Genomic DNA, 22,104 nt, shown 5'->3' on the forward strand with positions numbered 1-22,104 from the left:
GCTACCCGCCACTCAGGCGCATGAACGCGCCCAGTTCGGACAGGCCCGCCGGTGTCCCGGGCAGGTACTGGATCAGGGCGGGGGACCGGACGATCACCGCCCGCCACTTCCCCCGGGAGACCGCGACGTTCAGCCTGTTGCGGGACAGCAGGAAACCCATGCCGCGGGGCACCTCGTCGATCGACGAGGCGGTCATCGACACGAACACCACCGCGGCCTCCCGGCCCTGGAACTTGTCGACGGTGCCGACCAGGACGTCGCCGAGGCCGGCGTCGGCGAGGCGCGCCCGGATCAGCGACACCTGCGCGTTGTAGGGCGCGACGACGAGGATGTCGCCCTCGGCGAGTGGGCGGGCCGGTTCGCCGGCGCCGGGGGTCCACGGCGTGCCGATCAGCGTCCGCGCCTCGGCGGTGATCGCCTCGGCCTCCTCGACGGACTCCGTCGAGTTACCCCGGTGCTCCACGTACAGCGTCGTGACGCCGGGCTCCACGCCGGCCAGCGCCCGGCCGGTGGTGACGGGCTCCTGAGAGCGCAGTCGACCGTCGTAGGACAGGTCCGAGACCGCCGAGCAGACCGCGGGATGCATCCGCCAGGTCCGGTCCAGGAAGTACCCGAGTTCCGGTGGCAGCGCGCCGTGTCCCTGGGCGAGCCAGCCCAGTGCGGAGGCGTCGACCGGTTCGGGGTGGGTGCCCTGGCTGACCTGCGGCAGCTGCTGCGGATCGCCGAGCAGCAGCAGGTTGCGTGCCGAGATGCCCACCGCGACCGTGTTTGCCAGGGAGAACTGGCCGGCCTCGTCGACCACCAACAGGTCCAGGCTGCCGGCGGGCACCCGGGCGGTGTGCGCGAGATCCCAGGCGGTGCCGCCGATCACGCAGCCGGTCTGCTCGTGCTCGGCGAGGAAGCCGGCCAGCGCGACGGACTCGATCTTCGTCCAGGCGGGGTGTTCGGACAGCCCGGAACCGGGCTTCTTCGCGACCTGCTCGCCTGGCACCCCGGCGCGCACGATCCCGTCGAGCATGTTCTCGACCACCGAATGCGACTGGGCGACAACACCGATCCGCCAGCCGTACCGGTTCACCAGTTCCGCGACCACCGCCGCGCCGGTGTGGGTCTTGCCGGTGCCGGGTGGCCCCTGCACGGCGAGATAGGAGTTGTCGAGGTCGCGCAGCGCCGCAACGATCGCGGCGGCCCTGTGGTCCGGATCGGCGACGGGGAGCGGGCCGCCGGAGCGGGTGCGGGGCGGCACCCGGCGAAGCACGTCGACGGCGGCCGAGGCGGGCATCGACGGCAGGGCCGCGGCCATCGCGGCGGCCTGCTCGGCGATCGCGGCCTCGATGGCGACCGTGCGGACCGGCTGTCCGGGGGCGAGCGCCATCGGTGCGACGGCATGCGGGCCGGTGCCGGTCGGCTCGAGTTCCTCCACGACGGCCACCTCGCGCGGCTTGCCGTCGGGCCCGACCTCCTCCTCGAGCGCGAGGATCGTGACGGGGACGGCGCCGCGGGCGCGCGGGTCGTCGGAGCCGATCCCGGTGCCCTGCTCGTAGAGCGCGTACACCTGGTCCCCGACGCGCACCGTGGTGCCGGCGCCCCAGTGCCCGGCGAGGCGAACGTGCCTGCGCTGCTTGCGTTGCCGCGGCGTGCTCTTGTGCCACTCCACCGGCACCTCGACCCGGTCGGCCACCAGGACGTCGGCGGACTCGGCCCACTCGTCCTCGGGCTGGACGAGGCGGTCGAAGTGCGCCCACCAGAAGGGCTTACGTTCCCGCCGGTGGTAGCCGACCGCGGCGGCCATCAGCGCGGCGGCCCGCTGGTCGTCGGTTCGCTCGCCGGGCAGGGTGTCGCCGACGTGGTCGCGCAGTGCGGTCTCGGCCGCGCTCGGTTCCTCGACGGGCGCCGCGAGCACCTGCTGAGCCGGGTGCGGCCGCACTCCGTGCTCGGCCGCGACGGCCCGCAGCCAGTCCCGCAGCCGCAGCGTCGAGATGCAGTCGTATTCGTTGTAGTCGGCGATCTTCTGCAGGAGGAGATGGGCTGCGCGGTCCTTGCCTGCGTCCCGCAGCGCGCAGTAGTCCGCGTACGCGACGATCGAATCGACGGCGGTGGCGACGTCGTCGCCGCGAAGCTGGTCGCCCATGTACAGGGGTTCGAGCTTCTTGATCGAGTACGACGAGGCGCCGACGCGGACCGCTCCGCGGACCACCGGGTACAGGTCCACCAGTACGTTCTCGCGCAGCAGGGCGTCGACGGATTCCTCGCCGACGCCGTAGCGACCGGCCAGCCGCAGCAGCGCGGTCTTCTCGTAGGCCGCGTAGTGGTAGACGTGCATGCCGGGGAAGCGTTTCCGGCGCTCGGCGACGTAGTCGAGGAAGTCGAGCAGGGCGCGGCGCTCCTGCGCGCGGTCGTGCGCCCAGAACGGGCGGAAGGTTCCGTCGGTCTCGGTCACCCCGAACAGGTACTCGAGGCCCCAGTCGGTCGATCCGTCCTCGGCCCACAGCGGGTCGCCCTCGAAGTCGAAGAAGATGTCGCCCGGGTCGGGTTCCGGGACGGCGGCGAGGGCCGTCGCACCGTCGATCACCTCGTACACCGGGGCGTGCGAGTGCTCCTGCCGGACCTGTGCCGCGGCTTGGGCCCGCAGGCCGCCGAGGGTGCGTGCACTCATGCCGTGGACCGGCTCGGTGCGGTCGGCGAGGGCGTCGATGTCGGTGACGCCGCCGCGGATCAGCGTCTCGCGCTGTGAGGACCGCATCCCGGCGACCAGCAGCAGGTCTCGGGTTCGCACGATCTCCGGCGCGCACTCGTCGCACCGGCCGCAGCCGCGGTAACGCGGATCCGACCAGGACACCGGAGCCTGCTCGCGGTGGTGCTCCTCGAGCATCCGGACCAGCTCGTCGCGGCGCTGCCGGAAGACCGGTGCGACGTCGCCCAGCGGGTGGTCCGCGGTGGCGTGATCGCCGAGGACCAGGGTGGCGTGCGACGCGGTGGGGATCCCGTCCGAGGTCAAGGCGTCCGCGTAGGCGGCCAGCTGCAGCAGGGCCGTCACCTTGGCGTGGCGGGAGAGCTTGGTGTCGACCACCACGTACCGGTCGCCCTCACGCACCAGGAAGTCGCAGAAGCCGAGGAACCGTCCGTCGAAGAAGGTGCCCTGGTAGATCACGTCGGCACCCGCCCGGGCGGCGGCCACGGTCGCCTTGTTCGCCCGGCTGAGCTCCTCGAAGTCCAGGCGCGGTCGGTCGATCCGCACCACGCCCTCGCCGAATCGCTCGACGTACCCGTCGAGCTGACGCTGTTCGTGGGCGGCGCCGAGCTCGGATGTCCGGTCCAGCATGGCGTCCCGCCGGTCGGTGCCGGCCGGTTCGATCCGCCCCAGCTTCGCGTCGAGCCGGCGTAGCAGCGCGTATTCGCACTCCGCGGCCTGGGACAGGTCGCTGGCGCTGTAGATCAACACGTCGTCGAGGAGGAACACGAGGACGACTATCGCAGACGGTGCCGACACGTCCCGTTCGGCGACGAGACCATAATTGGCCGGTGCCGTTCTTCGCCGGGGCCTCCGGGCAGGTCCACTACCGCCACTGGCCCTGCGCCGATCCCGTCGCCGGCCTGGTGTTCCTGCACGGCCGCGGCCAGCACAGCGGCCACTACCACCGCTTCGCGCGGGCGCTCGGGGCCGAACATGTCGAGGTGTGGGCCCTCGACCACGTCGGCCACGGTCTCAGCGAGGGGGACCTCGGCGATGCCGGTCCGCTGCGAGAACTCGGCGACAACGCACTGCTGCTCGCCGAGCTCGCCGCCGCGGACCGGCCGGGCCTGCCGCTGTCGGTGATGGGCCACTCGCTCGGCGCGGCCGCCGCGGTCGCCGCGCTGACCTCGGCGCCGGACGCCTTCGAGGCGGTGGTGCTGTGCGGCCTGCCGCGGTCCGTGGCCGCCGAGCCGGAGCGGCTCGCGGCCGTGCACGCTCCGATCCTGGCGGTGCACGGCGTCGACGACCGGCTCGCGCCGGTCGACCCGGTGCGGGAGTGGGCCGAGCGGCTGCCGGCCGTGGTGCTCCGGGAGTACCCCGACGCGGGTCACGACCTGCTGCACGAGCCGGTGGCGCCGGCGGTGACCGCCGACGTGACCGAGTTCCTCTGGCGGGCTACCGTGCACGAATGACCCCGGACGAACACCTGGACCTGCTTCGGATCGAGGGACACCGGCTGGCCGCGATGCCGGTCGACGCGCTGGACGCCCGGGTGCCCACCGTGCCGGGGTGGACGCTCGAGCGGGTGCTCCGGCACACCGGCAAGGTGCACCGCTGGGTGGCGGCCACCCTCGCGGCCGGACCCGGTGCGGACCTCGGCGGTTCCGCCGAACTCCTGTCGCTGCCGAAGGGACCGGACTGCCTGCCCGCCTACCGCGAGGCGCTGGAGCAGTTGCTCGCCGAACTCACCGCCCACGACTTCGACCGGGCGGCGCCGACTTTCGCCGGACCCGGCACCGTCGGGTTCTGGGCACGACGGCAGGCACACGAGGTCACGGTCCATCGGGTCGACGCCGCCGACGCCGTCCACGCGGCCGGCGGACCCGCACCCGAGGCGATGTCGGTGACGGGGGCCGTCGACGGCGTCGACGAGTGGGCCCGGCTGATGCTGCCGCGCGTGCTGGCGGAGGTCCCGGTGCCGTTGCGCGAGAAGACTGTCCACCTGCACGGCACCGACGCACCCCACGCCGAGTGGCTGTTGACGCTGACTCCCGACGGCGTGCGGGTCACGGCCGGGCACGCGAAGGGCGACGTGGCGGTGCGGGGCACGGCGCAGGAGCTGCTGCTGACCGTGTGGCGACGGCGGCCGCTGGCCGCGCTGGAGATGTTCGGTGACGCCGGGGTCGCGCAGGCGATGCTGGACGCGGCGCGGATCTGAGCCACTCGCCGCGCCACGGGATCTGAGCCGACTACGGACGGGTCATCGGGCGCTTCCGCCGCACCCCCAGGACAGTCCGGCGGCCCGCTGCCCGGTGGCCAGGACCTCGGCGAGCATCGCGTCGGTCAGCGCGGCGTCGTCGAGTCCCAGGCACGCGACGACCGTGACGGGTCGGTCGCCGGTACCCGCAACCGATTCGCCGTGCGTGAACTCGGCCTCCTCGAGAGCCAGGACCCGCAACGACGCGTCCCACGCGTCCGCGCCGAAGGCGACGACCGCACGCACCAACGGCCGCAACGACTCCCATTCGGACGCGGGGTTGGTGACGATGCGGGCGCCGAACAGTTTCTGGCCCGTGGCGTCGCGGCCGCCGGGTCGTGCGGCGACGCCCGCGAGGTGCAGCGAGTGCAGCAGTCGCGGCTCCGCGGCGTTCGCCGGGGCGACCAGCAAGAGCGTGGGCAGCGCGTCACCGTATCCGGGGTCATCGGATCTGGGCACAATCGTCGACATGACCCCCATTGAACCCGACACCGCCCTGCCCGACGCAGCCCTGCTCGAGTCCGTGCGGGACGCCCGGCGCGTGGTGGTGTTCACCGGTGCCGGGATGTCCGCGGAGTCCGGCGTGCCGACGTTCCGCGACGCACTGACGGGGCTGTGGGAGCGGTTCGACCCGGCCGAGCTGGCCACCCCGCAGGCGTGGGCGCGGGATCCGGCCCTGGTGTGGGCGTGGTACGAGTGGCGCGCCGCGCTGGTGCGGAGGGTGTCGCCGAACGCCGGGCACCACGCGGTCGCGGACTGGGCACGACGAGCCGAGCTGACTGTGCTCACCCAGAACGTCGACGACCTGCACGAGCGCGCGGGCTCGACCGTGGCCGCGCACCTGCACGGCAGCCTGTACGCGCCCCGGTGCAGCTCCTGCGGCCGACCCGCGGATCTCGACGACGCCCGATTCGAGAAGCTGGACAGGGAGCCGGTGGAGCGGATCACGCCGCCGGCGTGCGAAACCTGTGCCGCCCCGGTGCGGCCGGGAGCGGTGTGGTTCGGCGAGGAACTACCGGCCGCGGCCTGGCAGGTGTCGGTCGACGCGGTCGAGGACTGCGACCTGCTGCTCGTCGTCGGGACCTCCGCGGTGGTGCATCCGGCGGCGCAGCTGCCGATGCGCGCCCTGGGCGCCGGCGCCACCGTCGTCGAGATCAACCCGGAGCCAACGGACCTGACGGCCGCGGTGACCCACTCGTGGCGGGCCACCGCGGCGCAGGCACTGCCGGTGTTGGTGGTGGCCGCTACGTCATGATCACGGCGTCGGTCGAGCCGAGCGCCAGGGCGATCGAGTTGACGAACGAGGTCACCGGGTCGAATACGAGAATGTCCTGCAGGGGCAGCATCGGAAGATCTCCTTCGTGAAGTCGGTACACAAACGACGAATGGGTCGTTCCCGCCGGAGAATTCGGCGGGAACGACCCATTTAGTCACACGAGCGCATCCCTCGGTCGGGGATTGGTCCGCTCAGGAGTAGATCCCCTCGATCGCGACGGCGAACTCCTGATGGATGATGTTGCGCTTGAGCTTGAGCGTCGGGGTCAGCTCGCCGGTCTCGACGGTGAAGTCGACGTCCAGGATCCGGTACTTCTTGATCTGTTCCGGGTTGGAGACCTTCTTGTTGCCCTCGGCGACCGCGGCGTCGACCTCGGCGACCAGGTCGGCGTGCTTGATCACCTCGGCGATCGGCAGGTTGGCGGCGAGACCGTTGCGCTCGAGCCAACCGGGCAGGGCCTCCGGGTCGATGGTGATCAGGGCGCCGATGAACGGCTTCGCGTCGCCGACCACCAGGCACTGGCTGATCAGCGGGTGTGCCCGGAGCGCGTCCTCGAGCACCGCCGGCGCGACGTTCTTGCCGCCCGCGGTGACGATGATCTCCTTCTTCCGGCCGGTGATGGAGACGAAGCCCTCGGAGTCGATGGATCCCAGGTCGCCGGTGTGGAACCAGCCGTCCCGGATGGAGTCCGCGGTGGCCGCGTCGTTGTGCCAGTAGCCGCTGAACACGACGGGGCCCTTCACCAGCAGTTCGCCGTCGTCGGCGATCTTCGCGGCGTGGCCGTTGATCGGCTGGCCGACGGTGCCGACCTTCTGCGCCCGCACGGTGTTGACGGTGATCGCGGCGCTGGTCTCGGTCAGGCCGTAGCCCTCGTAGACCGGGATGCCGACGCCGCGGAAGAAGTGGCCGAGGCGGGCGCCGAGCGCGGCACCGCCGGACACCGCGCGGTCGCACTCGCCGCCGAGTGCCGCGCGCAGCTTCGAGTACACGAGCTTGTCGAAGACGGCGTGCTTGAGCTTGAGGCCGAGACCCGGACCGCCGGCCTCGAGGGCCTCGCTGTAGGCGATGGCGGTCTCCGCCGCCTTGCCGAAGATCTTGCCCTTGCCGCCGTCCTCGGCCTTCTGCTTGGCCGAGTTGTAGACCTTCTCGAACACACGCGGCACGGACAGGATGAAGTTCGGCTTGAACGCCGCGAACTGGTCGAGCAGGGTCGTGAGGTCCGAGGTGTGGCCGACGGTGACCTTGTTGTCGAAGGCGCCGAACGAGATCGCGCGGGCGAACACGTGCGCCAGCGGCAGGAACATCAGGGTGCTCTTCCCCTCTGCCAGCGCGTCGGCCAGGGCGATCTTGACGGCCTGCGACTCGGCGCTGAAGTTGGAGTGGGTGAGCTGCACGCCCTTGGGGCGGCCGGTGGTGCCGGAGGTGTAGATGAGGGTGGCGGGGGAGGCCGCGTTCACCTGGCCGCGGCGCGTGTGCAGGTCCTCGTCGCTGATGCCCGCGCCGCGGGTGGTCAGCTCGTCGAGCGCCCCGGCCTCGATCTGCAACATCTCGCGAAGGTCGGGGGCGGCCTCGGCGACGTCCTTCATCGAGGAGGCATGCTTGGCGGTCTCGACGACGAGCAGCGCGGTGGCGGAGTCCTCGAGGATCCACTTGGCCTGGTCGGGCGAGGAGGTCTCGTAGATCGCGACGGTGCAGCCACCGGCGGTCCAGATGGCGTAGTCGAGCACCACCCACTCGTAGCGGGTGGCACAGAGGATGGCCACCCGGTCCCCGAGCTCGACGCCGGAGGCCATCAGGCCCTTGGCGACGGCCTTGACCTGCGTGGCGAACTCGGCGGCGGTGACGTTGACCCAGGCACCGTTCACCAGCCGCTTGAACGGCACGTGCTGCGGGCACTCCTGCTCGAAGCGGAACACCGTGTCCGCCATCGAGATGTCCTCGGGGATGGAAAACGTTGCCGGAACGTCGAACTCTCGCACTGGGACCCCTTCGTGAACTGCTTGTTTTACCGAGTGTGCATTGGATCACATTCAGTCTAGGTCCGCACCCGCTTGGTATGCCCGGAATGCCCGACTCGCGACACCTCGGGTCGGTTGTCTGTAACTCCGAGTTTTGTGAACTGCGGATTCCGCGGTCGGCAATGAGGCGAAGATCACGTCGGCAGCCCGAGTGCGAGCGTCACCTCCCGGTCGGTGAGCTGGTGGAAGTCGCGATAGGCCCCGCCGACGCCGCCCAGCCAGCTCGGGACGAGGGGGCACACCACCTCGTCGGCCTCGGCCTCGAGCCGGGCGACCGCCTCTGTCGACGACACCGGGACCGCCACAACCACCCGGGCCGCGTGCTGGGCTCGCGCCACCCGGCAGGCGGCGGCCGCGGTTGCGCCGGTGGCCATCCCGTCGTCGACGATCACCACCACCCGGCCGCTGGGCGGGATCCGGGGTCGGTCGCCTCGCAACATGCGCACCCGCCGGCGGAGTTCGCGGCGCTCGGCGGCCTCGACCGTGGCGAACGCCAGCGCGGTGACGCCGGTCTGCTTGACCACGTCGTCGTTGAGGACCCGCACGTCGTCCTCGCCGAGCGCGCCCATCGCCAGTTCCGGCTGCCACGGCACGCCGAGTTTGCGGACGATGATCACGTCCAGGTCGGCATGCAGCGCGCGGGCGACCTCGGCGGCCACCGGGACCCCGCCACGTGGCAGTCCGAGCACGAGCGGGTTCGAGTCGCGGAGGTGTCCGAGCGAGGTGGACAGGTCGCGACCGGCGGTGGCCCGGCTGTCGTAGAGCATCCTGGTTCCGACGCTACGCCGTGCAGCGGTGGTTGCGGTGCCGGTCTTCCCCGCGGGTTCGGTGGGCGCGACTACCGCTGAGTGACGGTGAACCGGCGCAGCGCGAGCGCGGGGTTCTTCTCCCTCACCTCGGCGATCCGCGCGGCGGTGACGTCGGCACGGGCGGTCCCGACCGTCTCGCCGAGCGATGCCAGGACCACGCCCATCGGGTCCACGATCATCGAGTTGCCGGCCCCGGTGCGGGCACTCTGGTCGGCCGCGGCCACGTAGACGGTGTTCTCGATCGCCCGCGCCCGGATCAGGGTGGTCCAGTGGTCCTCCTTCAGCGGGCCCGGGACCCACTGCGCCGGCATCAGCAGCACGTCCGCGCCGGCGTCCACGATGCGCCGCGTCACCTCCGGGAACCGCAGGTCGTAGCAGGTCTGCATGCCGAAGGTGAGGCCGTCGACGACGAACGTCTCGGGGGACTCGACCGTGCCCGCCCGGATCACCGCGGACTCCTGGTAGCCGAACGCGTCGTAGAGGTGCAGCTTGCGGTACACGGCCTCGATCCGGCCCGCCGGACCGGCCGCGACCAGGGTGTTCGAGATGCGTTCGTCGTCGGCCAGCGCCTCGTTGACGCCAGCGACCACGTGCACGCCGAACTCGGCGGCGATCTCGAGCAGGCCGCTGACGAACGGGCCGTCCAGCGGCTCGGCGGACTCGACGAGTCGTTCGTCGATGCGGGGTGGGGTGAACATCGCGTACTCGGGGGCGAGCACCAGCCGGGCCCCCCGGGCCGTCGCCTCGCCGACCAGGTTGCGCAGGGTCAGGTGGTTCTCGTTCTTGTCCAGGCCCGGGGCGAACTGGGCCACTGCGATCTCGACCATGACACCGAGTATGGCGGGTCGGCCAGGGCGCTACCGGGCACCGTAGATACCACGCGTTAAACTGCTGGTGAAATGAGTGACACGGAGCAGTACCCCGAGCCCGAAGCTGACATCACCACCTTTGCCGACCTCGGCATCGAGGAACGAGTGCTTCGGGCGCTGTCGGATGTCGGCTACGAGTCGCCGTCCCCGATTCAGGCCGCGACGATCCCGCCGTTGATGGCGGGCAACGACGTGGTCGGCCTGGCGCAGACCGGCACCGGCAAGACCGCCGCCTTCGCCGTGCCGATCCTCTCCCGCATCGACACCACGCAGAAGCGGCCGCAGGCGCTGGTGCTGGCGCCGACCCGCGAGCTCGCCCTGCAGGTTGCCGAGGCGTTCGGCAAGTACTCGGCACACATCCCGGGCCTCCAGGTGCTGCCCATCTACGGCGGCCAGGCCTACGGCGTGCAGCTGTCCGGGCTGCGCCGCGGCGCGCAGATCATCGTCGGCACGCCGGGCCGGGTGATCGACCACCTGGAGAAGGGCACCCTCGACCTCTCGCACCTGGACTACCTGGTGCTCGACGAGGCCGACGAGATGCTCAAGATGGGCTTCCAGGACGACGTCGAGCGGATCCTCGCCGACACCCCGGAGTACAAGCAGGTGGCGCTGTTCTCGGCGACCATGCCGGCGGCGATCCGCAAGATCTCCAAGCAGTACCTGCACGACCCGGTCGAGATCACGGTCAAGACCAAGACGTCGACCGCGCCGAACATCACGCAGCGGTACGTGCAGGTCGCGCACCAGCGCAAGCTCGACGCGCTGACCCGAGTCCTCGAGGTCGAGACCTTCGAGGCGATGATCATCTTCGTCCGCACCAAGCAGGCCACCGAGGACCTCGCCGAAAGGCTTCGGGCGCGCGGGTTCTCGGCAGCCGCCATCAACGGCGACATCGTGCAGGCGCAGCGTGAGCGGACCATCGGGCAGCTCAAGAAGKGCACGCTCGACATCCTGGTCGCGACGGACGTGGCCGCCCGCGGCCTGGACGTGGACCGCATCTCGCACGTGGTCAACTACGACATCCCGCACGACACCGAGTCCTACGTGCACCGGATCGGCCGCACCGGTCGCGCGGGCCGCACCGGCGACGCGCTGCTGTTCGTCGCCCCGCGGGAGCGTCACCTGCTCAAGGCGATCGAGAAGGCGACCCGGCAGCCGCTGACCGAGATGCAGCTGCCCTCGGTCGAGGACGTGAACGCCCAGCGGGTGGCCAAGTTCGGTGACTCGATCACCGAGAGCCTCAGCTCGGAGAACCTGGCGCTCTTCCGCGGACTGATCGAGGACTACGAGCGCGAGCACGACGTGCCGCTCGCGGACATCGCGGCCGCCCTGGCCGTGCTCTCCCGCGACGGCGAGTCCTTCCTGATGCCGCCCGAGCCGCCGCCGGCGCCGCGTCGGGAGCGCGAGCCCCGCGCCGAGCGTCCCGCTCGGAAGTTCGACGACGCGCCGAAGGTCGGCAAGGAGGGCCAGGAACTGGCCACCTACCGGATCGCGGTCGGCAAGCGGCACCGGGTGGCGCCCGGTGCCATCGTCGGTGCCATCGCGAACGAGGGCGGACTGCGCCGGAGCGACTTCGGCCACATCAGTATTCGGCCGGACCACAGCCTGGTCGAGCTGCCCGCGGACCTCGCCGACGAGACCCTCGAGGCGTTGCGCCGCACCCGCATCTCCGGCGTGCTCATCCAGCTGACCCTGGACGACGGCCCGCCCGGGCAGCGGCCGCCGCGTGACGGCGGCAAGTTCGACCGCAAGCCGCGGCGCGAGCGCTACTGACGGCAACGCAAAGTGCCCGGTCACCTTGGTGGCCGGGCGCTTTCGTCTGTATCGGGCGTCAGCCCGTGTGCGCGGTGTAACGCGGTGACGACCGGAAGCCGCCGCCGGTTCAGTAACCGGCCACCGGGTCGATGACACCGGCGAGCGGCTCGCCGGCCGCGAAGCGGGCGACATTGCCCGCGACGTGGTCGGCGAGGGCCCGCGGCAGCCCGGTCGCCGGGTTCGCCACGTGCGGGGTGATCAGCGCGTTGGGCAGTGTCCACAGCGGATGGCCGTCGGGCAGCGGCTCCGGGTCGGTGACGTCGAGGGCGGCGCCGCCGATCGTTCCCGCGCGCAGCGCGTCGACCAGTGCGTCGGTGTCGATCAGCGTCCCGCGTGCGACGTTCACGATCCACGACGACGGAGACATCTGCGCCAGCTCCGACCTGCCGACCAGGTGCCGGGTGGCCGCGGTCGCGGGTGCCGCGACGACGAAATGGTCTGCGCGGGACCACACCTCGCCGACCCGGTCCGCGGGCAGGGTCTCGTCTGCGCCCGGCACCGGGACGCCCGAGCGGGTGACCGCGAGAATCCGGCACCGGGATGCGGCCAGGTACGGGATCAGGGCGCGGCCGATGCCGCCGCAGCCGACGATCGCCACGGTGGTGCCCTGCACGGTGCCCACCCGCGGGTCGAACTCGTCCTTGCGCCAGGACGTCGCGCTCAGCTGCTCGCGCAGCGACCGCACCCCGGCCAGCAGGGTCATCATGGTGTGCTCGGCGACGTTACCCGAGTAGGCGCCGGCCGCGGACGTCCAGGAACGGGCGGAATCCACGACGCCGGCCGCGAGCCACGGCTCGATGCCCGCGAACGGGAGCTGCACCCAGCGGACCGTGTCCGGCAGGGCACCGGGAAACGTGTCGGGGCCCTGTGCCCAGACGACGGCCTCGGCCTCGTCGAGCGGGACCAGGACCCCGCCGCCTCGGCGGATGCCCTCGGCGAGAAAGGGATCCCCCTCGGGGCCGAGGTGGATTCGGGGTGCTGGGCGGGTCGGCATCGGTGACCTCTCGGTGCGGGTGGTGTGCGCGGGTCGGTGGGAACCCGGCTACCGGGCCTTGGCGGTCAGCCGGCGCTCGCCGTGCGAGTCCCGGATGGCGTCGACGAGGGCGGACTTGCGTGCGGTGTACCGGTCCCGGAACTCGTCGCAGTCGTGGACGCCGTCGATGGTGGAGTCGGTGACGAAGCCGAAGAACGTGACCGCGGAGTCGACGACGGGGGCGGGCGCGAGGATCCGCAACTCGTTGACCAGTTCGTCCAGTTCGACGATGGCCTGGGCGAGGGCGCGCAGGCTCGGGTCGTCGGACTCGAGCGCGTGGACCAGGTCGGCCTCCGCGAGTACACCGCTGTCCACGTCGACGACGGCGTTGTGGGCGCGGTCCGTGGCGGCGAGGAAACGGACGTAGATCGAGCGCACCTGCGGGTCGGGTGCGGTGGGGGCCGCGACCGTCGCGGGCCGGCCGCGGCGGACCGCGAACACCCCGAGCAGCACCCCGACGACCATCGACGCCGGGACCGCCCACCACGGCGCGGTTCCGGAACTGAGGGCATCAACCAGCGAATTCACTTGCCAACCCTAACAATTGATCGGCAGGGATTCCGGTAGCGACATGTTTGCGGCGCCGCCCTGCATGCAACCCAGGGGTTGCATGTCAGCGGAATTAGTGCAACCATTGAGTTGCAGTCAGAAGGTGGTCCCCCCCGAACAGGAGATTCGACATGACGAACACTCAGGCAGCAGTCATCGACGCAGACCAGTACACGGTCAGTCGCACGGTCGTCGTGAACGCGCCCCGCGCGGCAGTGTGGCGGGCGCTCACCGACCCCGAGCACATCGCGAAGTGGTTCGGGCAGACCGCCACCCTCGACGCGCTCGAGGTGGGTGCCCGGGGCAGCTTCGGCTGGCCCGACCACGGCGTCTTCCCGATGGTGGTCACCGAGGTCGCCGAGCCGGACCACTTTGCCTACCGGTGGTACACGCAGTCCGGCGAGTTCGACGTCGACCGCGCCACCGAGGCCCGGTTCACCCTCGTCGAGGAGGGTGCCACGACCGTGCTCACGGTCGTCGAAACCGGCTTCGACCGGATCAGCGACGACGAGGAGGTCCGCCGCAGCGGGCTGGACGGGAACCGGCAGGGCTGGGACGCCGAACTCGACGAACTGGTCGAGTACCTCGAATCGGCGCCGGCATGACCGTGCGTCCGGAGGCCCAGCGGGCGTCGCCGGTGGTCGTGTTCGCCGCCCTCGCCGACGACACCCGGTGGGGGATCCTCGAACTGCTCGGCGCGCAGGACCTCTCGGCGTCCGCGCTGGCCGAGCGGCTCCCGGTGAGCAGGCAGGCGATCGCGAAGCATCTCGCGGCGCTGGAGGCCGCCGGGCTCGTCGAACGCGTCCCGGCGGGCCGGGAGGTGCGGTACCGCGCGATCGGCGCCACCCTCAGCGCGGTGGGACGGCGACTCGAGGCGATCGGTGCACAGTGGGACGCCCGGCTCGCCGAGATCAAGCGGATTGCCGAGTCGCTGTAGCCGGCAACGGTTCAGGCGTCGCCGACGGCCTCGCGCAGGTAGGCGAGGTCCTCGGCGACGCCGTCCGCCGGGGTCTCGAGGATCACCGGCGCCTGCGCGGCCACCACCACCGCGGCGAGCACCTCCGCGTCGATGGTGCCGTCGGCGAGGTTCGCGTGCCGGTCGCGCGCGGAGTTGAACTCGTCGCGGGAGTTGTTCAGGTGCACCAGGTCGATACGCCCGGTGATCGCCTTGATCCGCTCCACCACGCCGACCAGTTCCTCGCCGCCCGCCCAGGCGTGGCAGGTGTCGAGGCAGAAGCCGGCGCCGAAGTCGCCGACCGCGTCCCACAGACGGGCGATGTCGTCGAAGTGGCGGGCCATCGCCGCGTCCCCGCCCGCGGTGTTCTCGATCAGGATCGGCACCTCGAAGCCGCCCTTGTCGGCCTGCCGCTCGAACAGCTTGCGCCAGTTCGCGAACCCCTCCGCCGGGTCCTCGCCGTCACGGACGTGGCCGCCGTGCACCACCAGCCCGATCGCGCCGAGGTCCGCGGCCGCCTTGGCCTGCTGGGCGACGGCGTTGCGGGACGGGATGCGGATGCGGTTGTTCAGGCTCGCCACGTTGATGACGTAGGACGAGTGCACCACGACGTCGATCGGGCTGGCCCGGATCTGCTCCGCCCTGGGATGCTCGGTCACCTTGTTCCACTTCTGCGGATCCGTCAGGAACAGCTGGACCACGTCCGCGCCGAGCGCCTCGCCGGCGCCGATGGGGTCGTCGTCCTCGCGTACGTGTGCTCCGATGCGCATGGGTACAGCCTAGGGCGAGGCATCGACAAGTACCTTCGGTGCGGGGATTCCCCCGATGCGAAAGATCAGGGGCTTCCCGGATGGCATCGTGGTGCGAGGACCGCAACGATGGGATGCGTTCGCATCCACGAGCCCGGCCCAGATCAGGACGAAAGGCAGTCATGAGCTCGCATGCCCTCGGCGCGACCACCGCGCCCACCAACACCGCCACGGTCGCGCGGGCGGTGAATCTGACCAAGACCTACGGCACGGGGGACACCCAGGTCACCGCCCTCGACGCGGTGACCGCCGACTTCGCCCGCGGCGAGTTCACCGCCATCATGGGCCCGTCGGGGTCCGGCAAGTCGACGCTCATGCACTGCCTCGCGGGCCTCGACGCGGCGACCTCCGGCTCGGTCCTCATCGGCGACACCGATCTGACCGGGCTGTCCGACAAGCAGATGACGGCGCTGCGCCGTGACCGGATCGGCTTCGTCTTCCAGGCGTTCAACCTGGTCCCCACGCTCACCGCGCTCGAGAACATCACCCTGCCGCTGGACATCGCCGGCCGCAAGGCCGACCAGGAGTGGCTCGACAGCGTGGTCACCCGGCTCGGGCTCCGGGACCGCCTCGACCACCGGCCCTCCGAGCTGTCCGGCGGCCAGCAGCAGCGTGTGGCGTGCGCCCGCGCACTGGCCGGCCGCCCGGAGATCATCTTCGGCGACGAGCCGACCGGCAACCTGGACTCGCACTCGTCGGGTGAGGTGCTCAGCATCCTGCGCGCCGCCGTCGACGAGTTCGGGCAGACGGTGGTCATCGTGACCCACGACCCGCGGGCCGCGAGCTACGCCGACCGGGTGGTGTTCCTGGCCGACGGCAAGGTGGTCGACGAGCTGCGCGACCCCACCGCCGAGTCGGTGCTCGACCGGATGAAGCGCCTGGACACGTCCGCCGTCCCCGTCACCGAGAAGGTCTGATCCGTGGCCTCACCCATGCGCAAGGTTTCTCTCCGGAACCTGGCCGCGCACAAGGTCCGCCTTGCCCTGACCGTGCTGGCGGTCGTGCTCGGTACCGCCTTCGTCTCCGGTTCCTTCATCTTCACCGACACCCTGCAGCGCACCTTCAACGGGCTGTTCGAGGACGCCGCGCAGGGCGTCGACGTCCGGGTCAGCAGCAACGAGACCGGCTCGAGCGGCGTCCCGCTCGCCGACGTCGCCACGGTGGAGGCGATCGACGGGGTCCGGACGGTGGTGCCTTCGGTGGACGGTCAGCTCGTGCTGCTCGGCTCCGACAAGAAGCCGGTGCAGACCGGCGGCGCACCCAGCCTCGGCATGTCGTACATCCCGCCGGAGCGGGCGATCGCCAAGCCCGACACCTTCGTCGCCGGTACGCCCCCGTCGCGGCCGGGCGAGATCGCGCTCAACGAGGGCGGCGCCCGTAAGGCCGGGCTCGCGGCCGGCGACACCACTCAGGTGCTGGTCCCCTCGCACGGCGTCCTCGACGTCACCGTCTCCGGCATCTACCAGACCCCCACGGACTCCGGCGGATTCATCGGGGTGCTCTTCGACGACGCGCAGGCACGGGAGCTGTTCACCGACGGAGCCCACGCCGACTACCTCGACGTCGCGGGTACCGGATCCCAGGCCGACCTGCGGGATCGAGTGGCCGCGGCGCTGCCGGACCTGAAGGTGCAGACCGGCGACGAGGTTCGCGACGAGGTCAAGTCCCAGGTCACCTCGGCGCTGAGTTTCGTCAACTACTTCCTGCTGGCCTTCGGGGCGATCGCCCTGCTCGTCGGCACGTTCATCATCTACAACACCTTCTCGATGATCGTCGCCCAGCGCCTGCGCGAGTTGGCGCTGCTGCGGGCGGTCGGCGCCAGCCGCAAGCAGGTCGGCCAGTCGGTGGTACTCGAGGCGCTGGTGGTCGGCGTCCTCGGCAGCGCCCTGGGAATCGCGGCCGGCGTCGGGCTGGCATACGGGCTGCGCGGCCTGCTCAACTCCTTCGACGTGGGGCTGCCGTCGGGCTCGCTGGCGCTCGCGCCGCGCACCGTGATCGTGGCGCTGCTGGTCGGTGTGCTGGTCACCGTGGTCAGCGCCTACGCCCCCGCCCGGCGAGCGGCGAAGATCCCGCCGGTCGCGGCGATGCGCGAGGAGTTCGCCTCCACGGGTGACTCGCTGCGGGTCCGCACGCTGGTCGGTGCCGCACTCGCGGTCGTGGGAGTCGTGGCCCTCGTCGCCGGTTCGCGTGGCACCGGCGGCGGCGCCGCTGCGACCGTCGGCGTCGGGGCCGCGGCCCTGGTGTTCGCGGTGCTGCTGGCGGCGCCCGCCCTGTCCCTGCCCGTGGTCGGCGGTCTCGGCGCGGTGCTGGGCCGCCCGTTCGGCGCCGTCGGCAAGCTGGCCCGCACCAACTCGGTGCGCAACCCGCGACGGACGGCGGCGACGGCGTTCGCGCTGACGCTCGGCCTGATGCTGGTCTCGGTGATCGGCGTGTTCGGGTCGTCGGCGAAGGCCAGCGTCGACACGCTCGTGGACGCCGGGGTGCGCGCGGACTACATCCTGACCGGACCGCAGGCTATCGGCGTCCCGATCGGTGCGGCGCCCGCCGTGGCGGCCCTGCCCGGGGTGTCCGACGCCGTCGCGCTGCACTTCACCTCGGTCAAGATCGACGACCGGGACGAGGTCGGCACCGGTGTCGGCGGCCAACTCGGCGGCGTCCTCGACTACACCCTCGAGCAGGGCAGCGCGGAGCTGTCGGGCGAGGGCATGCTGGCGTCCGCGACGTACGCGGGCAAGCACGGCTGGACCGTCGGGTCGCCGGTCACCATGACCAACCGGGACGGCGTCGAGGTGACTGTGCCGGTGACCGGCATCTACGCCGACAGCCAGATGCTCGGCAACTGGCTGGTGACCCAGAGTGTCTACGAGAAGCTGACGCCCCCGCAGATGCGGGCGGACTGGGCGGTGCTGGTCAAGGCGGCCCCGGGCACCGACGTCGCCGCGCTGCGGGCCGACCTCGAGAAGGCCACCGACCGGTACCTGGTGGTGCAGGTCCAGGACCGCGAGCAGTTCAAGGGCACCCAGGGCCAGCAGATCGACACGCTCCTCGCGGTGCTGTACGGGTTGCTGGCGTTGGCGGTGGTGATCGCGATCCTCGGGATCGTGAACACGTTGGCGCTGTCTGTGGTCGAGCGTCGCCGCGAGATCGGCATGCTCAGGGCGGTCGGCATGCAGCGGGCGCAGGTGCGCCGGACGATCTACCTGGAGTCGGTGCTGATCGCGGTGTTCGGCGCGGCGGTCGGGGTGCTGCTCGGACTCGCCTTCGGGTGGGGCTTCGTGAGCACCCTCGCCGACCAGGGTCTCAACGTCATCGCGGTGCCGTGGGGCCAGGTGGCGGCGATGCTGCTGGGTTCGGGCGTGGTGGGGGTGCTGGCCGCGCTGTGGCCGGCCGCCCGGGCCGCCCGCACCCGCCCGCTGGAGGCGATCGCCGGGCTCTGATCCACACCACCGAACGGGCGGTTGCCGGGGGGAGACGTCGAGTGACGTACCCGGGAACCGCCCGTTCGTCGTTGTGGATCAGCGCGCGATGTCGACGACCAGGCGGGTCGGGTTGTCCAGCCGGGACACCGTGAACGGGCGACGCTCGCCGTCGAGGCCGACGAACGACTGCGTGGTGCCCTCGAACACGGTGCTGATCCGCGCCTGCGTGAGCCCGGTGGCCTCGCCGCCGGGCAGCGGGTTCGGGCCGCCGTACGGCGCGACGCCGGTGTCGAAGGGGTAGCCCGTGCCGGTGATCCTCACCTCGAGGAGCGAGCTCCCCGGGACGTCGAGCACGTCGCCGCTGCCGTCCTGGACGGCGTGGTCGACGTACTGCACGGCCCAGCCGGGGGCGCCGGTGCCGTCGAGCTCGTAGACGACGCGGTCGAAGCCGGGGTGTGCGCCGATCCGCAGCCCGGTCACCGTCAGCAACGCGTCCGGGGAGGCATCGGCGCGCTCGGGTTCGGTGCCGCCGGTGGGCGCCGGGACGATCGGCGTCGAGGTCGAGGTCGAGGTCGCGGTCGACCCCGAGACGACGGGCACCGGCACGGTCGCCGAGTCCGGGGCCGCGGTCTCGGTCCCGTTCGAGCAGCCGGTGAGGAGGAGGACGCCGGCCAGAACGGCCGCCGCCGCAGGGGCCAGGGACTTCTGCGGTTTCATTCGTCCAGGGTATTCGGACCGGGCGCCTCCTCTTCAGGAGTGGTCACTCCTCCGGCATCTCCGAGGAGTGGCGGTTGACGATCAGCCACTCGCCGTCCTGCTTCTGGTATACGAAAGTGAACCGGGCGTCCCGACGAAGTAGTCGACGATGCAGGCGTGTGCTGCCCTGGATCCGCGTCGGCGCCGGGGCACTCGACGAACGCTCGAAGGGTTCCCGCTGGCAGAGACAAGTGTAGCCAGCGGGGTGTTCGCCGGAGGGGCCTGAAATGTCAGCGGACGACCAGGTCGTGGTCGGTGGCGCTGAGGGTGATCGCGGCGATCTGCCTGCCGCGCATCCAGTCCCGGACGAACGCGTCGAGTGCCGGGTCGGACGCGCGGGCGGCGTATGCGTCGGCGGGAATCTCGACGGCGCCGACGAGGTGCCGGGGGTCGGCGTCGAGGCCGGGGCCGCGCGGGGTCATCCGCAGCCCGTCGGCGGTGTGCAGGACCACCGGCAACATTGTTCCGTCGGGCGCCGTCACCGTCGCCGGGCGAGTGGTCGCGGCCGGGTCGAAGTGGTCCACCGACAGGCGGTAGCCGGACGGTGCGGCGTGCTGGCCGACCGCGTCGAGCAGGCGCGGGTCGACGACCGTGTACGGGAAACCGATGTCGATGAGGACCTGGCCGTCGATGGCGGCGTCGCGGGCGGGCAGCGTCGTCGACAGGTTCCAGGGGGCGGGCGGCGCCAGGGTGTCGGCGGAGCGGTCCGCCGCGGAGTTGTCCAACGGGGTGCCCAGTCGGGCCGCGCCGGTGGGGGTGAAGTCCCAGGAGTCAGCGCTCAGATCCTTGTGCCAGAAACCCGTTTCGCCGTCGCGGCTGCCCTCCACCCGCAGCTCACGGCGGCCCGGTCCGGGACCGGTGGAGTGCACGCTGATCGCGGAGGTGATCTCCCCGGGGATCTTGGGCTGGTGCACCCAGTCCGGCGCGGGCAACTGGATCGCGGCGGTGCTGCGGTCGAGGGTCTCGGCCACCAGGTTGGGTGCGGTCGGCTTGCCGGACTGGTCGTCCCAGCTGTAGCGGAAGAAGATCGAGTCGGAACCGGACGAGTCGAAATCGAATGTGCGGGTGTACATGTCGCCGTACTGGTTGGTGACGAACGTGGTCGAACCGGCCGCGGACAGCGCAGTGGACCGGAACCGGCCGCCGAGCGGGCCGCCGATCTCGTAGCTGTCGTCGTTGGGTAGCCACGGGTCCGCGTAGGTGATGCGGCTGCCATCACCGGTCAGGGTCGGCACCATGGTCATCTTCCCGTACCCGACGTAGTGGATCCGTCCGGCGATGTCGGTGTAGGTCTGGTTGTCCCAGGGGGAGGAGACGCTCAGCGCCCAGCCGTTGGGTGTGGCCCCGGGCAGCTGCCGGCCGGGGCTGATCCACAGCGGCGCGCCCCATGCCGACGTCCAGTTCCACAGCAGCGGGAACTGGGACGCGTTGTCCATGGTGTAGATCCAGCCGTTGTCGTCCACGGCGATCAGTTCGTCGTCGTCGAGCGAGATCGCGACCAGTCGCCCGCGCAGGCATTCGGGCATCGGCACGTACCGCCACGGCTCGGCCGCGGCGCCGGCGTCGGGTCGGGGGCGGGTCAACAGATCGTGCCCGACCAGGGCGAAGTCCCAGAATCTGTTGAACTGCGTTGTCGGAGTGCGCAGTTCGATGCTCGTCGGAGCGTTCTGGCCGGTGAACGGGGGGAGATTGGTCAGCCCGGCCTGGCCGCCGCCGGACGGTGCGCCCGGGGGCAGTTGCGCCGTGCCGAACGGTACGCAGTCGGCCGGCCGGCTCGGTGGCGGCGGCGCGGCGACGGCGGTCGCCGGCCACAGCAGTCCGACCGCGACCACGGCAGCGATCGGTACGAGGCGTGAACGATCTCGGCTGGCACGATAGCGGCTCACCGGTCGAGTGTCGCACGAGATGCGGCGGTCACCGGCTCTGTGGCCGGAGTGTCGAGCCGTCCGCGACCGCGACGCCGTTGATGCTGCCCACGACCCACCGTTGTCCGTCATGGCGCAGGGTGCTGACGCCGGCGTTGGCGATCCGCGGCGACCGGTGGGTGAGCAACGAGTCGAGGACCGTCCGGATCACGCCGCCGTGGGTGACGATGACGATCGCGGACCCGGGGTGCTCGCGGGCGAGGTTGTCGATCGTCCGCAGCGCGCGCCGCCGCACCTCCGACCGCGGCTCGAGCCCGGGGTACCGCCCGTGCGGCCAGCGGTCGTAGGCCTCGAAGCCGGTGCTGCCCTCGGCTTCCCCGAAGTGCCGTTCCGCCAGGTCCGGGTAGGTGGCGGCGCGTTCGAGGCCCAGATGGGTGCCGATGATGTCGGCGGTCTCGCCGGCGCGGGAGAGCGGCGAGCTGACCAACAGGTCCCAGCGCTTTCGGGCCAGGTCGATCCCGGCCAGGCCGGCCTGACGGCGACCGGTGTCGTTGAGCGGGATGTCGGAGGACCCCTGCAGTCTGCCGCGGCGGTTCCAGTCGGTCTCGCCGTGTCGCACCAGAGCCAAGTACGTCATAGTCGCCGCAGGTTAGCACCGGACATCGGCGCTCGCCCGTGCGCGAGCCCCGGCCGGGTGTGAGGGCCGGCCTCGGGTCGTGGGCGCCGCCCGCGCGCCACACAGGCGAGTGACACGCGACTGCCCCCCGTCCGTAGACGAGGGGCAGTCACCGAACACGGACGTATCAGTTCTCGCAGGCGATTCCGTCGTTGTCGCGATCCAGGTGCGCGGCGTAGCCGGCCTCGCCGCGGTAGATCGGAGTGACGCCGGCGTTGCGTGCCTCGGTGCAGTTCTTGTACGTCCGGTTCGGCTTCGCCTGCGCGGGCGGCGCCGGGGCCGGTCTCCAATTTCGTCGTTGGGTGGACCAGGAAGGGTATCCGG

At 71.5% G+C, this 22,104-nt stretch carries 20 protein-coding genes and 1 pseudogene; 8 read left to right on the plus strand and 13 right to left on the minus strand.

From position 1 onward, the window contains the following. Position 1 precedes the first annotated feature (1 nt). Positions 2-3,460, minus strand: coding sequence for a TM0106 family RecB-like putative nuclease (locus AC1DU4_RS13635; RefSeq protein WP_477840621.1), 3,459 nt, complete (start codon positions 3,458-3,460; stop codon positions 2-4). A gap of 62 nt (positions 3,461-3,522) precedes the next feature. Here AC1DU4_RS13635 and AC1DU4_RS13640 point away from each other — a divergent pair, with 62 nt between their 5' ends. Both AC1DU4_RS13640 and AC1DU4_RS13645 read left to right on the plus strand, forming a co-directional pair. Further along, complete coding sequence (locus tag AC1DU4_RS13640; RefSeq protein ID WP_477840623.1) at positions 3,523-4,146, plus strand: alpha/beta hydrolase; 624 nt, start codon at positions 3,523-3,525, stop codon at positions 4,144-4,146. Beyond that, positions 4,143-4,892, plus strand: a complete 750-nt coding sequence (locus AC1DU4_RS13645) for a maleylpyruvate isomerase N-terminal domain-containing protein (RefSeq protein ID WP_477840625.1) — start codon at positions 4,143-4,145, stop codon at positions 4,890-4,892. The genes AC1DU4_RS13640 and AC1DU4_RS13645 overlap by 4 nt, the downstream gene beginning before the upstream one ends. Before the next feature lie 42 nt (positions 4,893-4,934). Here AC1DU4_RS13645 and AC1DU4_RS13650 read toward each other — a convergent pair whose 3' ends face one another. Beyond that, complete coding sequence (locus AC1DU4_RS13650) at positions 4,935-5,402, minus strand: uracil-DNA glycosylase family protein (RefSeq protein ID WP_477840627.1); 468 nt, start codon at positions 5,400-5,402, stop codon at positions 4,935-4,937. On the opposite strand from AC1DU4_RS13650, the gene AC1DU4_RS13655 reads away from it, so the two are divergent. Then, the gene (locus tag AC1DU4_RS13655) at positions 5,401-6,186 is read left to right on the plus strand and encodes an SIR2 family NAD-dependent protein deacylase (RefSeq protein ID WP_477840629.1); all 786 of its coding nucleotides are present in this window, start codon (positions 5,401-5,403) and stop codon (positions 6,184-6,186) included. The genes AC1DU4_RS13650 and AC1DU4_RS13655 overlap by 2 nt on opposite strands. Positions 6,187-6,398: 212 nt before the next feature. Here AC1DU4_RS13655 and AC1DU4_RS13660 read toward each other — a convergent pair whose 3' ends face one another. The 3 genes from AC1DU4_RS13660 to AC1DU4_RS13670 form a co-directional block, all read right to left on the minus strand. Beyond that, positions 6,399-8,186, minus strand: coding sequence for an AMP-dependent synthetase/ligase (locus AC1DU4_RS13660; protein ID WP_477840631.1), 1,788 nt, complete (start codon positions 8,184-8,186; stop codon positions 6,399-6,401). A 173-nt stretch (positions 8,187-8,359) separates the two neighbouring features. Then, positions 8,360-8,992 carry a phosphoribosyltransferase gene (locus AC1DU4_RS13665; RefSeq protein WP_477840632.1) on the minus strand — a complete coding sequence of 211 codons (633 nt, stop codon included), beginning with the start codon at positions 8,990-8,992 and terminating at the stop codon, positions 8,360-8,362. Positions 8,993-9,063: 71 nt separating this feature from the next. Then, the gene (locus tag AC1DU4_RS13670; protein WP_477840634.1) at positions 9,064-9,861 is read right to left on the minus strand and encodes a carbon-nitrogen hydrolase family protein; all 798 of its coding nucleotides are present in this window, start codon (positions 9,859-9,861) and stop codon (positions 9,064-9,066) included. A 72-nt stretch (positions 9,862-9,933) separates the two neighbouring features. On the opposite strand from AC1DU4_RS13670, the gene AC1DU4_RS13675 reads away from it, so the two are divergent. Further along, positions 9,934-11,676: a DEAD/DEAH box helicase gene (locus AC1DU4_RS13675; RefSeq protein WP_477840636.1), complete on the plus strand. Its 1,743-nt coding sequence runs from the start codon at positions 9,934-9,936 to the stop codon at positions 11,674-11,676. A gap of 109 nt (positions 11,677-11,785) precedes the next feature. Here AC1DU4_RS13675 and AC1DU4_RS13680 read toward each other — a convergent pair whose 3' ends face one another. Together AC1DU4_RS13680 and AC1DU4_RS13685 are read right to left on the minus strand one after the other, a co-directional pair. Continuing rightward, on the minus strand, positions 11,786-12,712 hold the full coding sequence (locus tag AC1DU4_RS13680; RefSeq protein ID WP_477840638.1) for a D-isomer specific 2-hydroxyacid dehydrogenase family protein: 927 nt from the start codon (positions 12,710-12,712) through the stop codon (positions 11,786-11,788). Positions 12,713-12,760: 48 nt separating this feature from the next. Continuing rightward, positions 12,761-13,279: a hypothetical protein gene (locus AC1DU4_RS13685; RefSeq protein ID WP_477840640.1), complete on the minus strand. Its 519-nt coding sequence runs from the start codon at positions 13,277-13,279 to the stop codon at positions 12,761-12,763. Positions 13,280-13,431: 152 nt separating this feature from the next. On the opposite strand from AC1DU4_RS13685, the gene AC1DU4_RS13690 reads away from it, so the two are divergent. Beyond that, entirely contained in the window at positions 13,432-13,905 is a 474-nt protein-coding gene (locus tag AC1DU4_RS13690) for an SRPBCC family protein (RefSeq protein ID WP_477840642.1), read from the plus strand. Further along, a complete protein-coding gene (locus AC1DU4_RS13695) occupies positions 13,902-14,237 on the plus strand; it encodes an ArsR/SmtB family transcription factor (protein WP_477840644.1) in 336 nt (111 codons plus the stop codon). The genes AC1DU4_RS13690 and AC1DU4_RS13695 overlap by 4 nt, the downstream gene beginning before the upstream one ends. 11 nt (positions 14,238-14,248) lie before the next feature. Here the strand turns inward: AC1DU4_RS13695 and AC1DU4_RS13700 are convergent, their stop codons facing one another. Beyond that, on the minus strand, positions 14,249-15,025 hold the full coding sequence (locus AC1DU4_RS13700; RefSeq protein ID WP_072846040.1) for a deoxyribonuclease IV: 777 nt from the start codon (positions 15,023-15,025) through the stop codon (positions 14,249-14,251). A 161-nt stretch (positions 15,026-15,186) separates the two neighbouring features. Between AC1DU4_RS13700 and AC1DU4_RS13705 the strand changes: the two genes are divergently transcribed. Then, positions 15,187-15,981, plus strand: coding sequence for an ABC transporter ATP-binding protein (locus AC1DU4_RS13705; RefSeq protein WP_477840646.1), 795 nt, complete (start codon positions 15,187-15,189; stop codon positions 15,979-15,981). 15 nt (positions 15,982-15,996) lie between these two features. Next, a complete protein-coding gene (locus tag AC1DU4_RS13710; protein ID WP_477840675.1) occupies positions 15,997-18,501 on the plus strand; it encodes an ABC transporter permease in 2,505 nt (834 codons plus the stop codon). A gap of 78 nt (positions 18,502-18,579) precedes the next feature. Here AC1DU4_RS13710 and AC1DU4_RS13715 read toward each other — a convergent pair whose 3' ends face one another. The 5 genes and pseudogenes from AC1DU4_RS13715 to AC1DU4_RS13735 form a co-directional block, all read right to left on the minus strand. Further along, positions 18,580-19,200 (minus strand): AMIN-like domain-containing (lipo)protein, encoded by a 621-nt coding sequence (locus AC1DU4_RS13715; RefSeq protein WP_477840648.1) that lies wholly within the window; start codon positions 19,198-19,200, stop codon positions 18,580-18,582. A 43-nt stretch (positions 19,201-19,243) separates the two neighbouring features. Further along, entirely contained in the window at positions 19,244-19,468 is a 225-nt protein-coding gene (locus tag AC1DU4_RS13720) for a hypothetical protein (RefSeq protein ID WP_477840677.1), read from the minus strand. 1 nt (position 19,469) lies between these two features. After that, a complete protein-coding gene (locus AC1DU4_RS13725) occupies positions 19,470-21,125 on the minus strand; it encodes a hypothetical protein (protein ID WP_477840650.1) in 1,656 nt (551 codons plus the stop codon). Positions 21,126-21,153: 28 nt separating this feature from the next. Continuing rightward, positions 21,154-21,741, minus strand: a complete 588-nt coding sequence (locus AC1DU4_RS13730; RefSeq protein WP_477840654.1) for a histidine phosphatase family protein — start codon at positions 21,739-21,741, stop codon at positions 21,154-21,156. A gap of 166 nt (positions 21,742-21,907) precedes the next feature. Further along, positions 21,908-22,060 (minus strand): annotated as a pseudogene (locus AC1DU4_RS13735) (excalibur calcium-binding domain-containing protein); the annotation flags it as partial. Positions 22,061-22,104 lie beyond the last annotated feature (44 nt).

This window comes from Rhodococcus sp. P4_F5 (assembly GCF_056401315.1).